The 14,280-nt window shown below is 71.0% G+C and carries 12 protein-coding genes; 2 read left to right on the forward strand and 10 right to left on the reverse strand.

The features are described 5' to 3' along the window. Nucleotides 1–102: 102 nt before the first annotated feature. Entirely contained in the window at nucleotides 103–1,056 is a 954-nt protein-coding gene (locus KV394_RS06365) for a helix-turn-helix transcriptional regulator (RefSeq protein WP_247982590.1), read from the reverse strand. A 103-nt stretch (nucleotides 1,057–1,159) separates the two neighbouring features. On the opposite strand from KV394_RS06365, the gene KV394_RS06370 reads away from it, so the two are divergent. Together KV394_RS06370 and KV394_RS06375 are read left to right on the forward strand one after the other, a co-directional pair. Further along, the gene (locus KV394_RS06370; RefSeq protein WP_247982591.1) at nucleotides 1,160–1,609 is read left to right on the forward strand and encodes a VOC family protein; all 450 of its coding nucleotides are present in this window, start codon (nucleotides 1,160–1,162) and stop codon (nucleotides 1,607–1,609) included. 77 nt (nucleotides 1,610–1,686) lie between these two features. Then, nucleotides 1,687–2,865 (forward strand): MFS transporter, encoded by a 1,179-nt coding sequence (locus KV394_RS06375; protein WP_247982592.1) that lies wholly within the window; start codon nucleotides 1,687–1,689, stop codon nucleotides 2,863–2,865. 50 nt (nucleotides 2,866–2,915) lie between these two features. On the opposite strand, the gene KV394_RS06380 is transcribed toward KV394_RS06375, so the two are convergent. The 9 genes from KV394_RS06380 to KV394_RS06420 all read right to left on the reverse strand — a co-directional run bounded on the left by KV394_RS06380 (nucleotide 2,916) and on the right by KV394_RS06420 (nucleotide 14,085). After that, entirely contained in the window at nucleotides 2,916–3,662 is a 747-nt protein-coding gene (locus tag KV394_RS06380; RefSeq protein WP_247982593.1) for an SGNH/GDSL hydrolase family protein, read from the reverse strand. Then, a complete protein-coding gene (locus KV394_RS06385) occupies nucleotides 3,659–4,828 on the reverse strand; it encodes a DUF4185 domain-containing protein (RefSeq protein WP_247982594.1) in 1,170 nt (389 codons plus the stop codon). Before KV394_RS06385 ends, KV394_RS06380 begins: the two co-directional genes overlap by 4 nt. 106 nt (nucleotides 4,829–4,934) lie before the next feature. Beyond that, nucleotides 4,935–7,055 carry a hypothetical protein gene (locus tag KV394_RS06390; RefSeq protein ID WP_247982595.1) on the reverse strand — a complete coding sequence of 707 codons (2,121 nt, stop codon included), beginning with the start codon at nucleotides 7,053–7,055 and terminating at the stop codon, nucleotides 4,935–4,937. Nucleotides 7,056–7,079: 24 nt separating this feature from the next. Further along, nucleotides 7,080–7,892, reverse strand: a complete 813-nt coding sequence (locus KV394_RS06395) for a carbohydrate ABC transporter permease (RefSeq protein WP_136031434.1) — start codon at nucleotides 7,890–7,892, stop codon at nucleotides 7,080–7,082. After that, nucleotides 7,892–8,767: a carbohydrate ABC transporter permease gene (locus KV394_RS06400; protein WP_136031436.1), complete on the reverse strand. Its 876-nt coding sequence runs from the start codon at nucleotides 8,765–8,767 to the stop codon at nucleotides 7,892–7,894. The genes KV394_RS06395 and KV394_RS06400 overlap by 1 nt, the downstream gene beginning before the upstream one ends. A gap of 8 nt (nucleotides 8,768–8,775) precedes the next feature. After that, nucleotides 8,776–10,050, reverse strand: coding sequence for an ABC transporter substrate-binding protein (locus KV394_RS06405; protein WP_247982596.1), 1,275 nt, complete (start codon nucleotides 10,048–10,050; stop codon nucleotides 8,776–8,778). A 136-nt stretch (nucleotides 10,051–10,186) separates the two neighbouring features. Further along, on the reverse strand, nucleotides 10,187–12,025 hold the full coding sequence (locus tag KV394_RS06410) for a class I mannose-6-phosphate isomerase (RefSeq protein ID WP_247982597.1): 1,839 nt from the start codon (nucleotides 12,023–12,025) through the stop codon (nucleotides 10,187–10,189). Further along, complete coding sequence (locus KV394_RS06415; protein ID WP_247982598.1) at nucleotides 12,022–12,987, reverse strand: ROK family protein; 966 nt, start codon at nucleotides 12,985–12,987, stop codon at nucleotides 12,022–12,024. The genes KV394_RS06410 and KV394_RS06415 overlap by 4 nt, the downstream gene beginning before the upstream one ends. A 75-nt stretch (nucleotides 12,988–13,062) precedes the next feature. Then, the gene (locus KV394_RS06420; RefSeq protein ID WP_136045474.1) at nucleotides 13,063–14,085 is read right to left on the reverse strand and encodes a LacI family DNA-binding transcriptional regulator; all 1,023 of its coding nucleotides are present in this window, start codon (nucleotides 14,083–14,085) and stop codon (nucleotides 13,063–13,065) included. Between the last annotated feature and the right edge of the window lie 195 nt (nucleotides 14,086–14,280).

Consider the following 14,280-nt stretch of genomic DNA (forward strand, 5'->3'; position numbering starts at 1 on the left):
TTGGGCGTCAGATGCGGGCGGTGAGGACGGAAGCGATGTCTCTCTTCGTGTGGAGCACGCGATGAACTCGCACGGTATCCGGATCGTCCATGTACTCCTGGATCAGGAGGGCGGGTCCGCGGCCGTGGCGAACCGGGCCGCGAGCGTCTCCGCCGCCTCGCGCAGGGGTTCCGGTCCGACCACCGTGAAGGGCGCATCGAACCGGGCGACCGCGGCGAGCACGCCCACCCACGACCACGAACCCACTGTCACGCGGCAGCGCCCGTCCGGCCGCTCCTCGACCTCGCCGACGCCCACCCACGGCACCACCTCCCGCGCCGGAAGCTCGATCACGACCTCGCCGACGCACGGCCAGCGGTCCTCCGTGGTCGAGCCCTTCGCCCGCGCCGCCAGGGAGGTCGCGGCATCCTCCGCGGGAAGCGGTCGCGGCGTGAACGACGGCCCGCTCGGCACCCGCGGTCGCATCCGGTCGAGCCGGTAGGTGCGCCAGTCCGCCGCCTCCAGGTCCCACGCCAGCAGGTACCACCGGCCCTCGCGCGCCACGACGGCATGGGGTTCCGTGCGCCGAGGGGGGCGGTCCGCCGCCGCGCCGTAGTCGAAGCGCAGCACCCGCCGGTCGCGCACCGCCGCGCTCGCCGCCTCCAGCACCCCCGGGTCCACCCGCACCTCGGCCGCCGCGCCGGTGAAGCGGATGCCGTCGATCCGGTGCCGGAGCCGCGAGGGCATCACCTGCCGCACGGTCGCGAGGGCGCGCTCCGCGGCCTCGGTCACATCGACGCCGCTCGCGCTCGCGCCCTGCAGTGCCACCGCGATCGCGACCGCCTGGTCGTCGTCGAACAGCAGCGGCGGCAGCTCGGACCCGGCTTCGAGGCGGTAGCCGCCGTACGGGCCCTTGCTCGATCCGATGCGGTAGCCGAGGTTGCGCAGCCGGTCGACGTCGCGGCGGACGGTGCGGGGTGTGACGCCGAGGCGGTCGGCGAGTTCCTGGCCCGGCCAGTCGCGCGTCGCCTGCAGCAGCGACAGCAGCGCGAGCATGCGGGAGGAGCTTCCGGTCACGCCTTCATTGTGCGGGAGGGAGAGGACAGAAACCGACCGCTACCCCTGTGATCGTGGACTCACCGCGGCGCTGAACGGCAGCCCGCAGAACCAGGAGAAGCCCATGTCCCTCACCACCACCACGCACCTGAACTTCCGCGGCACGGCCCGGAAGGCGCTCGACTTCTACCGCTCGGTGTTCGGTGGCACCGTGCACGCCGCGACCTACGCCGAGGTGGGCATGCCCGCGGACGCGCCCGGTGCGGACAGGATCGTGTTCGGCCAGCTCGACGGCGACCACGGGATCCGGCTCATGGCGTACGACATCCCCGGGCTGGACGACCCGGCGACCACGGCGGGCTCGACGCGGCGGGAGAACGGCGCGACCCTCACCGACCGCGCGTTCTTCCAGTCGCTGCGGGCGGACACCCTCCCCGAGCTCGAGGGCTACTGGGGGGCGCTGACGGAGGGGGCGAGCGTGATCGAACCGCTGGCCGCGTCGTCGTGGTCGCCCGGCTTCGGCATGGTGACCGACCGCTTCGGCGTCACCTGGGTGCTCGACGTCGCCCACTGAGGCAATCTGCAACTGCACAGTTGCGCTCCCTGGATCGATGTGCAACTCTGGCCTTGCATTTCGATCCAGGGAAACCCATGACCACCACCGCGCAGATCCGCACCCGCGTGCGTCCCGCCGTCGTCCTCACCGTGCTGTTCGCCGGAGCCTTCGTGATGGGCTGCGCCGAGATGCTCGTCGTGGGAATGATCGACCTGATCGCCGAGGATCTCGCCGTCTCGCTGTCGGCGACCGGCGCTCTCGTCACCGCCAACGCCCTCGGCCTCGCCGTCGGAGGACCGCTGCTCACCTTCCTCACGACCCGGTTCGATCGCCGCGCCGTGCTGATCGTGTCGGCGACGGTGTTCCTGCTGGCCACCCTGCTCCCCGCGCTGTTCGCCGACTACGCGCTGTTCCTGGGCGTCCGAGTGGTCGTCGGAGCCGTGCAGGGGCTGTTCATCGCGGCGGGCATGGTCACCGCGACGGCGATCGTTCCCCCGGAGCGGTCGGGGCGGGCGATGGCGGTCGTGATCTCGGGGTTCGCGACCGCCAGCGCACTGGGGCTGCCGCTCGGCACACTCCTGGGCCAGACGGTCGGATGGCGCGGCTCGTTCGCGGCGGTCGCCGCCGCGGCGGCGGTCGTGCTGGTGCTCCTGATCGCCGTCCTGCCCTCCGTTCCGACCGCGGAGAGCGGCCGAGCGCTCGGACAGGCACGGGCGGCGTTCGCCCCGCGCGTGCTCGCGGTGCTGAGCGTGAGCTTCCTGACCTTCGCGGCCATGCTCGCCGCGATCACCTACCTCGTGCCGTTCCTCGCCGAGGTCACCGGGGTGAGTGGCCCGCTCGTCACCGTCTACCTGCTGCTGTACGGCGTCTCGACGACGCTCGGCTCCGCGCTGGGCGGGCGCTTCGCCGACCAGAACGCCGCCCGCATGCTCGTCATCGGAGCCGTGGGTGTGCTCGGGTCGCTGGCGCTGCTCCTCATCGGCGGCGGTCACCCGTGGATCGTCGGCCTCGCGGTGCTGGGCATCGGACTGTTCGGCATGGGCACGGCGCCGTCGATCCAGCATCGGGTCGTGGCACTGTCGGGTCGCGGTGCTCCCCTGGCGGCGTCGCTGCCGGCGTCCGCGGTGAATGCGGGCATCGCGACCGGGTCGCTCATCGGCGGTCTCGCGCTCGACGCCGGGGGCGCCTCCGCCGTCGCCGTCGCGGGCATGGCCGTCGCGACCGTGGCGATCGTGGCCGCCGCGGCCTCGGGACGCCTCCGCCCGCCCGCCTGATCGAGGCTGCCCGCGACAGCGTGAGGCGGAGCCGGGATGACCGTCGCGCGTCAGACCGGGGGCCACTGCGGGTGGCGGGCCACGGCGACGCGGGCGGAGAGGTCCGCGAGCACCGCGGAGCCCGTGCCCGCGGCGGCATCCGCGTCGGACAGGCCCAGGGCGTCGGCGAGGCCGAGCGCGAGCAGGGCGTGCCCGGCGGCGCTCGGGTGGAACGCGTCGTCGAGCAGCCCCCACGGCATGTCCTCGTTGCCCGGACCGGTGCCCGCGGAGAACGCGGTGAAGGCGGCGTGCTGGTCGACCAGGATCACGCCCTCGGCCCCTGCGACGTCGCGGATCGCCTGCGCGAAGTCGCCGATGCGGGCGCGGTCGGGCGCATGGAGCAGGTCGACCGCGGGCGGGGTCTGCAGCACCGGCACGGCGCCGAGGTCGCGCACGCGTCGCACGAACTCCGCGATCGACCGTGCGAACGCGGACACCTCGATCACGGGGTCGAGCCACTGCGTGGTGCAGTCGTTCGTGCCGATCATGAGCGTCACCACGTCGGGCCGCCAGTGGGCCACGCGGCGCTCGAAGTCGTCGAGGATCAGGTCGGCGCGCCAGCCCGTGATGGCCGTGTTGATCACGGTGTCCTGCACGCGCCCGCGGTCGCCCCGGATCAGCTCGTGCAGGTGCTCGACGTAGTTCCTGGCGCCGCGGGTGTGGATGAGGCCGTGCGTGATCGAGTCGCCCGTGCACACCCAGGTGACCGGCGCCCCGGAGGCCAGGAGCCCCCGGAGCGCCGTGCGGTCGTCGGTCATCCGGTGACCTTGAGCTGCACGTCGATGAACCGCGGGCGGTAGATCGAGGCGTCGTCGTACACGTCGCCCACGTTGTCGAACGTGTTCACGTTGTACGACACCAGGATGCGGTTGCCCTGGCGCAGGTTCGGGTGCTCGTGCGCGTTGTAGGTGAACACGTCGGGGTCGCCGTAGCTGCCCAGCGCTCCGGTCTCGGGCGTGCGGTACAGCTCGACCGGGTCGGTGAACGGGCCGATCGGCGAGCACGAGGTGCGCGCGACGATGCGGGTGCTGAACAGCTCCGAGGTGTCCTGCGTCACGAGCAGGTAGCCGTCGCGGTAGGGAGCGACGCTGAACTCGTTCGCGACGTACGGCACCACGGGCACCGCGTCGGTCTCGGCGGCCGACCATCCGGTGCCGTTCCAGTAGGTCCAGGTGCCCGTGAGGCCGTCGCGGTCCTGCACGCGGGCGACGTAGGCGGAGCGCACCCCGCCCGGGTCGGCGATGCCGTAGACGTACGTCGTGCCGCGTTCCTCCAGCGTCCACGAGCCCCAGTTGATGCCCGTCGCGGAGGGCAGGTCGTCGATCGACTCCAGCTGCAGTGTCTGCCCGTCGAGCCTGGCCAGCCGGTTCGCGGTCCACGCGAAGTCCCACTGGCCGGTGCCGGTGCGCGCGAACTGCAGCAGCGGCACCTGCACGGTCCCGTCGCGGCCGGGGGTCGGGTCGCCGATCCAGTACCACTTGCCGTCGGGCTCGGGCGGGATGATGCCGGCCGGGTCGTCGGGGGTGCCGCCGGTGATCGTGGTCAGGTTCCCCCGGCGGTCCTGCACCACCACGGAGTTGTTCACGAAGGGGGAATCGGTGGGCCGCGAGCCGTCGGGGTTCACGGTGCCGAGGAACGTGTCGGAGAAGAACCATCCGGTCTTCCCCTTGCCGAGCGGCAGCGAGTAGGTGCTGTCGCCGCCGGTCCATTCGCCTCCCGTGTTGCCGTAGGTGGTGAACGTGTCGGTGAGGCCCTGGTTCACGCTCGCGGTGGCGGTGAGCGTCTTGTCCACCAGGGAGCACTGGCCGGGGCCGCTGCCGTGTCCTCCGCCGGCGGGCGCCGCGGCCGTCGCGGGTGCGGCGAACAGCGCTCCGGCGCCGAGGGCTGCGGCGGCGAGACCTGCCGCAATCGTGCGTCTTCTCATATCGATCACTCCTTCGTGTTCGGGTGGTGCGGGGGTGGTGCGTCTGGGGGCCCGTCGTCTCGTCGGCGGCGCGGGCTCTCAAGAGAGCGGAGCGCGAGGAAGGGCGTCATCGGCCAGGGGTGCGGGTGATCCCTCCGGCCGCGTCGATGTCGTACGCGCGCTCGCCGACGCGCAGGCCGCGCAGCACGGCGTGCGGGTCGAGGGCGGCCACGCAGCCGGCGGCCCGCACCGTGCCGTCCGCGGCGACCGACACCCCGAACAGCGCCTCGATCACGAGCTCGATCCAGGCGCCAGACGACGAGCACGCCCAGTCGATGATGTACGGCAGCTGGGGCGGGGCCTTGCGGGCGCCGCCGTTGATGCCGGGCACCGCCTCGTCCACGAAGTGCGCCTGGCCCATCGGGCCCTGGTTCGCGGTGCGGGAGAGCCCCTCGACCCAGGCCGTCAGCACCTCGGGTGCTCCGAGGGCGGCGAGCGCGCGCCCGGCGTCGGCGGGCCAGGCGGGGTAGGCGCCGTTCCACTGGTGGTCGGGGCGCGGGCTGTAGCTGGCGTCGGGGTCCCAGGGCGAGAGCGCCCGCATCCAGTTGTCGGTCTGCAGCTCCCGCTGGAAGAACGCGACCATGTCGTCGCGCACGCCCGGGGCGAGGTCGTCGGCGATGGTGGTGCCGACGATGCTGAAGTCGTAGCAGTGGCGAACCGGCAGCAGCGTGCCGTCGGGTTGCCCGGCGGCGAAGATACCGGTCCCGGGGAGATACCGCTCGATCACCGCGGGCAGCAGCGCCTCGGCCTCGGCGCGCAGCTCGGCCGCGGCGGTCTCGTCTCCCTGCAGTGCGGCGAGGTCGGCGGCCGTGCGCATGCTCCACACGTTCGCGGCGTTGAGGCTCGCGACCTCGTGCGTGTAGGAGCTGACGCACTCCAGCAGGTTGTCGATCTCGCCGTAGTCGGCCAGCGCGGTGTCGCGCCGTAACTCCTTCCAGTTCGTCGCCCACTCCCGCACCGACCGGGCGACCGTCTGATCCCCCACGATCTCGTCGAGGAAGGCCACGTCGCCGGTGAACCGCACGTAGTCGTGCACGAGCCGGGTCATGGCGTAGTCGTTCACCGAGTACCAGCGGCCGACGGGGCCGCCCGTGAGCGAGGAGGTGCCGAAGTGCGAGTGGATGTCGAGGGAGATCCAGTGCCGCACCTGCGCCCGCATCTCGTCGGGGTCGAGCAGGGCGTGGCTGACGGAGCTGAGGCTGTAGTCCCAGATGAACGTGGTGGTGCCCCAGTAGTTGGGCATCAGCGTGTCGTACGACCGCCCGAGCACGTTGCCGGCGAAGTCGCGGCGGAACCAGATCACCCCGAGCACCGCCCACCAGTACAGGCGCCGCAGCGGCTCGGACGCGGTGTCGAGCAGCGGCAGGGCGCCCGAGAACTCGGTGTCGGCGGGGTCGAACGCGGCCCGCAGCTGCCGGTTCCAGAACTCCTGCGCGGCGGACAGGGCCGCGGGCACGTCGGCCGACACGAGCGCGTACGTGCGGGCGGCATCGTCGCGCGAGAGGCCGAGCGCCTGCACGTAGGCCGTGCGGGAGACGGCGCCCGCCGGCACGGTGAGCACGGCCGACAGCTCGCCGCCGCGACCGTTGCCGCCGATGCCCGTGTCGAACGCGTCGGGCAGCTCGGCCACGCCGCTCAGCGCGGCGGATCCTCCGGTGAGGCCCTGCACGCTCCACGCCGCGGCATCGGCGGAGGCGAAGACGAGGCACTCGCCGTCGACCGTGGCGGTGTCGCGCTCGGAGGGCGACTCGGCGTCGAGCCAGGCGTCGGCGGAGCGGGTCACGCGTGCCGCGGCCGAGAGTCCGATGCGCACCTCGCGGTCGGTCGCTCCGGTGTTGCGCACCGCGATGTCGATGGCCACCGCCGTCCTTCCCGGCACGCACACGGTCGTCGTCTCGATCTCGAGCTCGCCCACGGTCGCCCGCCGCACCACCCGGTCGGGCCGCCACTCGTGCGTGACGGCGACGCCGTACGACGCGAACAGCCGGCCGTCGACGAACAGCACCGCGGTCTGCGTGAGCCCCTGCGACACGGGCGGGAACTGCACGGCGCTGAGCGCGGTGAGGTCGTGATCGACGCGCACCGTGCCGAGCATGTTCGTCAGGCCCGTGGGCGCGATCATGTCGTCGTAGTGATGCGTGACCGCATCGGCGGCCAGATCCTCGACGGTGGGGATGAGGGGATTCATGATGCCTTTCGAGGCGGAGGGGGATCAGTACTGGCCGAGCGCGAGGCCCTTGGCGAAGAACCGCTGGGTGCAGAGGAACAGGATGACGGTGGGCAGCGACACCAGCACGGCCGCGGCGAGCACGACCGACATCTGCGCGCCGCCGTAGGTGCTCTGCATGCCCGACAGCGTGGTGATGATGGGGCGGATGTCGTCGGACTGGCTGAGCGTGAGGCCGAGCAGCAGGTCGTTCCACACGAACGTGGCCTGCAGGATGAAGATCGCGACCAGCGCGCTCGACGCCATCGGCAGGTACATCCGGGTGAAGATGCGCCAGGTGGTGGCGCCGTCGAGCACCGCGGCCTCGAACACGTTGTGCGCGACGCCGGTGAAGAAGTTGCGCATCACGAACGCCGAGAACGGCACCGAGATCACGGTGTAGATCATGATCATGCCGAGCCGGGTGTCGAAGAGCCCGGTGCGGGAGTAGGCGTCGAACAGGGGCAGCAGCACCATCTGCAGCGGGAACACCGTGCCGCCGAAGATCACGACGAACCACAGGAAGCCGCGCTTGAGGCGCAGGGCCACGATCGCGAAGCCGGCCGCCGCACCCACGAGCACGGCGATGGTGGGCGACACGATCGAGTAGATGAGGGTGCTGACGATGCTGTCGCCGATGCCGGAGAGCTCGAGCGCCTGGCCGAAGTTCTCGAACAGGTGGAAGTCGGTGGGGATCCACGACTCCTTCGACGTGAAGGTGGTCGGGTCCTTCATGGCATTCACGACCAGCAGGTACGCGGGCAGCAGCCACACGATCCCGAGGACGACGAGCACGGCGGTGCGGATGATCTTCGACATCACATCTCCTTCTTCGGGGAGAGCTGCTGGCGCAGGTACAGCACCGAGGCGACGAGGGTGATCACGGTCAGGAACACCGCGATCGCGGAGCCGAGGCCGTAGTCGCTGTTCACGAACGTCTCCTTGTACATCGTCAGCGCGAGGGTCTCGGAGACGGTGCCTGGTCCGCCCTTGGTCATGCCCCACACGATGTCGAAGGTCTTGAGGCTCGCGACGATCGAGAGCCCGACGACCACGGCGGTGAGCGGGCGCAGCATGGGCCACAGGATGCTCGTGAAGAGGCGGACGCCGCCGGCGCCGTCGATGCGCGCGGCCTCCAGGGGCTCCTTCGGGATGGCCTGGAGCCCGATCGTGAACAACAGCGCGTTCACGCCGACGCCCTGCCACGACGAGGCGATGATCATCACGACGGTGTTGAGCGGGGCGTCGAGCAGCCACCGGGGCGGGTCGGTGATCCCGAACGCCGCGAGGGCCTGGTCGAGCGCGCCGCCCGAGGAGAGGATGAACGACCACACCACGCCGACGCCGATGCCGGAGAGGGCGTAGGGGATGAGGAACGGGAGGCGCAGCCAGATGCCCCCGCCGAGGTTCCAGGTGAGCAGCGCGATCGCCAGGCCGATGCCGACCGGGATGATCAGGGTGCCGATCACCCAGAGCACGGTGTTCATCGCGGAGCCCACGAAGTCGGCGTCGGTGAACATCTCGACGTAGTTGTCGAGCCCGATCCAGTCGGGACTGCCGAGGCCGTTGTACGACGTGAAGCTGAGGAACACCGTCCACAGCAGCGGGAGGTAGAGCAGGACCGCCACCAGGATCACGCCCGGGGCGACGAAGCCCCGGGCGGACCACTGGTACGGCGTCTTCTGATGCGCCATCCGCTCGCTTACTCCTGCTCTGCCCAGTACTTGTCAGCCGTCGCCTGGATCTTCTCCAGGAACGGCATCGGGTCGCCCGGGTTGGCGTTGAAGGCGCCGAACTGCTCGATCGCGGTGGTCACGATCTCGGTGGGCATGGCCTCGAAGAACCGGTCGTAGAGGGAGTAGTCGTCGCCGGCGATCTGCTCGCCGAGCTCGGCCAGGGCGGGGTCGGCGACCTCGGCCTTCGGGTTGAACGCCACGTCGCCGTGGGCGTCGTTCCACGCGGTCTGCGCCTCGGGCGACATCCACCACTCGGCGTAGGCGAGTCCGAGGTCGCGCTGCTTCGAGTTCTCGGCCGTGCAGATCGGGCCGGACTCGACGGCCACCGGGGTGGTGTCGAGGTCGCCGTTCACCGCGGGGATCGCGAACATGCCGTAGTCGTCGGTGGTCATGCCGGCGCCTTCGAGGTTGCCGGCGAAGAACGTGCCAAAGTTGATCATGGCGTAGTCGCCCTGCTTGAGCCCGACCGCGGGGTCGGTGGTGCTGCCCGCGTCGCTGAACCAGCCGTTCTCCTGCTCCTCGAGCCACACGTTCATGACATCGACGACCTCGGGGTCGGTGTACTTCACGTCGCCCGTGGTGAGCCCGGCGTACAGGTCGGGGTCGGTGGAGGCGACGAGGTGCTGGAACCACTGGAAGGTGAACAGCACGCTGGTCTGGTAGTACGGGGTGACCCCGGCGTCCTTCAGGGTCTCGGCGGCGGTGTTCAGCTCGTCCCACGTGGTGGGCACCTCGATGCCGTTGTCGGCGAAGGCGGCCTTGTTGTAGAACATGATCCAGTAGGCGATGTTCATGGGCACGCAGTACTGCTTGCCGTCGAACGTGTAGCTGTCGCGCAGGTCTTGACTCACCCAGCCCTCGTCGACGGCCTTGCTCCAGATGTCGGTGGTCTCGGCCACCAGGCCCTCGTCGACCAGCTGCTTGAGCGAGTCGCCGGTGTGCCACGTGAACAGGCCGGGCGACTTGTCGGTGCGGAACGACTGCTTGATGAAGGCGTCGTACTGGTTGGCGTCGGAGTAGCCGGTGGTCTTGAGGGTGATGTCGACGGCGTCGCCGCTGACCTCGTTGAGCGACTCGAAGTCGGGCTTCCACGCCGCCTTGTCGGTGTAGAAGTTGAGCGTGCCGGTGATCTCTCCGCCTTCGGCGCCTCCGCCTCCGGAGTCGCCGGAGCAGCCGGCGAGAGCCAGGGTGCCGAGGAGGAGACCGGCCGCGGCGGCGGCGATCGTGCGTCGCGAAATCATTCAGAACTCCCTTGTTCGTGTTGGTATCGTTACCAGAAATCTGGTCTCACGATACCGAGGTGATGACGGCGGTGCAAGGGATTCCCGGGTGGGATCCTCGCGGTGATGTCTCGTGCTGTGTGTCGGGTGTCGATGTTCAGTTGTCACCCGTGCGCGTGCCGCGCACGGAGGCCTTGACGGTCGCGAAGCGCGGGCTCCGCGAGTTCTCGGTGCGCTCGATCCGGTACGCGCCCACCGCGGCCGGCACGATGAACGTCTCGGCGTAGTGGATCACGAAGGGCTCGAACGCCGCGGTGGGGCTGACCACGCGCACCTCGTCGCCCTCCACCAGGTTGATCACGTTGACCGTGCCGTCGGTGTCGTGATCGGCGCCCTGCGCGAACCAGTGCCGGCGCACCTCGATGAACTCCAGCTCGTGCAGTCCCGTGCGCTCCTCGGTGACCTCGTCATCGGTGTGCAGGGTCTCGACGCGGTCGACCAGGTTCTCCATCACCCAGGTGGTGTCGCGGCCCCACTGGATGTTGCGGGCGCCGTGGTCGAGGTGCACGGGGCGGGGGATGCCGTCGAGGCCCACGCGGCCCCAGTCCCACAGCTTGAACGTGAAGATGAACGGCGTCGCCGAGATCTCCAGCACCATCGAGTTCGACCCCGATGCGTGCACGGTGCCCGCGGGGATCAGGAAGTGGTCGTGCTTGCGGGCGGGGAACGAGTTGACGTACTTCTCGGCGGGGAACGGGTGCTCGCCGTCCTGCGCGGTCGCCAGATCCTGCAGCATCTCGGCGGGGTCGATGCCCTCCTTGGTGCCCAGGTACACGACCGCGTCGTCGCCGACGTCGAGCATGTAGTAGCTCTCGTCCTGCGTGTAGTGCATGCCGAACGTGTTCTGGATGTAGTCCGTCAGCGGATGCACCTGCAGGCTGAGGTTGCCGCCGTCCATCGTGTCGAGGAAGTCGAAGCGGATGGGGAACTCGGCCCCGAAGCGCGCGAACGTCTTGGCGCCGAGCAGATCGACCGGGCGGCTGAACACCAGGTCGAGCGCGGGCAGCTCGATCACGCCGCCGTCGCCCTCCAGCAGCAGCGAGTTCTCCTCGGGCACGCAGTCGAAGCACCACGCGTAGTTGTCCTTCGAGGGGTCGAGCCCGATGAGGTTCTTCATCCACTGCCCGCCCCACACGCCGGGGTCGAAGAACGGCACGACGCGGAACGGGCGGTGCGCCGCATCCTTCAGGGCCTGCCGGAAGGCCGTGCCCGTGATCATGCCCGCGTCGGGGGAGTCGGGGTGCGGTTCGGCCGGGGCGATCGCGTTGCCGTCGAGCACGAAGTCGAGCGTGTCGAACAGCGTGCGCTTGTGGCGGTCGGCCACCCGCCACTCCACGAAGAACCCGCGCTTGTACTTGCGCAGGTTGTCCTCGCCGGGGTTGTCGGCGCGCCAGTTCGTGGCCCCCTGGCGCTGCCGCAGCTGGATCTCCCAGCGGGCCATGTCGACCAGCACGGTCGCGGAGGCTCCGGCCAGACGGTCCTCGAGCAGCGCCGCGCCCCAGCCGACCACGACCGTCGGGGTTCCGGTGACCGCGGCCGCGAGCGCGTCGAGGCGCTCGGCGTCGTAGAAGTCGTCCAGGGTGAAGTGGCTCATGACGCCGAAGACCCGGTCGTCGGTGAGGTTCGGGGCGATCAGCCGCTCGACCTCGGCGACCGGACGCGCCGCGGTCTCCACGTCGGTGAGGGTCCAGGCGGGAAGGGCGGCCTCCACCTGGGCGGCGAGCGCGGGCACGTCGACGCCGGGGTAGGTGTCCACCAGCAGCACGGGCGCCGTGCCCGTCACGCGGGCGCGGGCCTCGGCGAGCTCGGCGGCGGCGGCCCACGCCTCGGCACCGCGCAGGATGCGCTCGCCCGGCGGCAGCGCCACGGTCGGCTGGGTGTCGTAGCGACCCCGGGTGGTGTGCCCTTCGTGCATGTCGCTGATCGGCGCGGTCACTGGTCCTCCTGCGGTGGTGCGGTGCGGGGTGCGGTCGTCGGCTCCGGGGTCCCCGATGGGGCCGGGCGCGACGAGGGGTTCGAGGGTGCGGATGAGGCGGCGGTGGCGGACGCCGCGGCGTCGCGGGCGAGGACGCTGAGGCCGCGGGCGACCGAGAGCTCCGGCTCGGGCGGCACGACGAGGCGCGGGGGCGTGAGCGACGGCCACAGGCGTGCGCGCAGGTACTCGTCGACGGGCGTGCTGATCGCGGCGCCCGCGCGGAGGATGCCCCCGGAGAGGATCACCACGGCCGGGTCGTAGGAGTGCACCAGGCTCGTGACGACCGCGCCCCAGACATGCAGGAAGCGGTCGCGGAGCTCGGGGTGCGCGTCGGTCGTGAAGACCTCGGTCATGCTCACGCCCGCCGGCAGGGCGCGGGTGCTGGCGAGCGCTTCACCGCAGCCGATGTTGCCGCACGGGCAGGTGGGGCCGTCGAGGTCGACCGTGAGGTGTCCGCCGAGGATGCCCGCGTGACCCGTGCGGCCGCGGAGCGCGACCCCGTCGAGGAGCGCGGCTGTACCGATGCCCGTGCCCAGTGTGACCAGCACGGCGTCGCGCTCGCCGAGGGCGCTGCCCGCGGAGGTCTCGCCGATCAGTGCCGCGCGGGCGTCGTTCTCCACCACGGCGGGCAGCCCGAACTCCGCGCGGGCCCAGGTGCCGAGGTCGAAGTCGCGGAGGAAGTCGTACTTGGCGTTCGCGTGCCGCATGCGACCGGTCGCGGGGTCGACCACGCCGGGGACGGCGATGCCCACGGCGTCGGCCTCGGCACCGAGTTCGCTCAGGAGACGGCGGGCGTCGAGGGCCGCGTCGGCGAGGTCGGCGGCGGTGCCGCGCACGGGGAGCCGGTTCGACGCGAGGACGCGGTCGCCGTCGATGACGGCCAGCTTGATCTCGGTTCCCCCGAAATCGATGCACAGCTCCATCCGGCCTCCTCGTCGATGATTGGTAACGTTATCAACGCGGACGAGGAGTGTCAACCATCCGCGGCGAGGGGTGGTTCAGCGCACGCCGCGGAGCGACACCGGCAGCTCGACCTCGCGGGCGGGCGCCTCGCGGTCGCCGCCGTCGAGACGGTCGAGCAGCAGGCGGGCGGCCGTGCGACCGAGCTCGCGCGGGTCGTGGTCGATCACGCTGATGGGCACGGGCGACAGCTCGGCGAGCTCGAAGTCGTCGAAGCTCAGCAGCTCGGGGAAGTCGGCCGGAGCACGAAGCCCCGTGGCGAGCTGCGTGCTGATCTCCTTGAGCGCGCCGATCGCGTTGCGGTTGTTGGCGCAGAAGATCGCCGTCGGCGGGTTCTTGGCCCGCAGCAGCGCGCGGGTGGCATCGCGCGCCTGCTCGACGGTCTGCTGGTTCGTGGCGACCAGGTGCGGGTCGACCCGGACGCCGCGCGTCTCCATCGCCCGCACGAACCCGGCATGGCGGCGCTCGCCGGTGAAGATCGACAGGGCGTTGCCGAGATAACCGATGCGGGTGTGACCGCCGTCGATCAGGGCCGTGGTGCCGCGGAACGCGCCGTCTTCGTCGGCGAGCACCACGCTGTCGGCCGCGAGCCCGTCGATGCGGCGCGAGGCCAGCACCACCGGCACGCCCTGGTTCTGCGAGTGGGCGAGGTGCGTGGAGGTGGTGCTCGCGGGCACCACGATGAGTCCGTCGACGCGACGCCCGAGGAAGTCGCCGACGAGCTCGGCCTCGCGGGCGGCGTCCTCCGAGGTGTTGCCGAGCAGGATGCGGCGTCCGGTGAGGGCGGCCTCCTCCTCCACGCCGAGTGCGAAGGTGCTGTAGTACGGGTTGGCGATGTTGGTGATCGCGACGCCGATGAGTCCGCTGCTGTGACCCGGGCGGATGCTGCGGGCGTTCTCGTTGCGGTGATACCCGAGCTCGGCGACCGCGGCGAGCACCCGCTGCTGCACCTCGGGCTTCACGTTCACGCCGCCGGACAGCGTGCGTGACACCGTCATGGGGCTGACGCCCGCGCGCTGGGCGACCTCCTTCACGGTCGGCCGGTGCGCCCTCTCGCTCATTGCTGCCTCCGAGCCGTGGTGTCCGCGATCTGAAGGGAACGTTATCAGCGAAGCCGCGCGGCGGCGGTCAGGGTGCGCGAGGTCCGCCGTGGATCGGAGGAGTGGTGCGCAGATGCGGCCGGCGCCGTGGGCAGAAACACGGTGTCAAGGCCCTCTTCGCTGTCGGTCGCCCCACGTAGAAAGGAGGGACGACGA

This window comes from Microbacterium sufflavum, assembly GCF_023101165.1.
Classification (GTDB): Bacteria; Actinomycetota; Actinomycetes; order Actinomycetales; family Microbacteriaceae; genus Microbacterium; species Microbacterium sufflavum.

Bases quoted from the DNA above. Each gene is read 5' to 3' on its own strand.
- KV394_RS06415 (WP_247982598.1), bottom strand. From the start codon at position 12,987: ATGGAGCTGTGCATCGATTTCGGGGGAACCGAGATCAAGCTGGCCGTC.
- KV394_RS06385 (WP_247982594.1), bottom strand. From the start codon at position 4,828: ATGAGAAGACGCACGATTGCGGCAGGTCTCGCCGCCGCAGCCCTCGGC.
- KV394_RS06370 (WP_247982591.1), top strand. From the start codon at position 1,160: ATGTCCCTCACCACCACCACGCACCTGAACTTCCGCGGCACGGCCCGG.
- KV394_RS06380 (WP_247982593.1), bottom strand. From the start codon at position 3,662: ATGACCGACGACCGCACGGCGCTCCGGGGGCTCCTGGCCTCCGGGGCG.
- KV394_RS06395 (WP_136031434.1), bottom strand. From the start codon at position 7,892: ATGTCGAAGATCATCCGCACCGCCGTGCTCGTCGTCCTCGGGATCGTG.
- KV394_RS06405 (WP_247982596.1), bottom strand. From the start codon at position 10,050: ATGATTTCGCGACGCACGATCGCCGCCGCCGCGGCCGGTCTCCTCCTC.
- KV394_RS06400 (WP_136031436.1), bottom strand. From the start codon at position 8,767: ATGGCGCATCAGAAGACGCCGTACCAGTGGTCCGCCCGGGGCTTCGTC.
- KV394_RS06420 (WP_136045474.1), bottom strand. From the start codon at position 14,085: ATGAGCGAGAGGGCGCACCGGCCGACCGTGAAGGAGGTCGCCCAGCGC.
- KV394_RS06375 (WP_247982592.1), top strand. From the start codon at position 1,687: ATGACCACCACCGCGCAGATCCGCACCCGCGTGCGTCCCGCCGTCGTC.
- KV394_RS06390 (WP_247982595.1), bottom strand. From the start codon at position 7,055: ATGAATCCCCTCATCCCCACCGTCGAGGATCTGGCCGCCGATGCGGTC.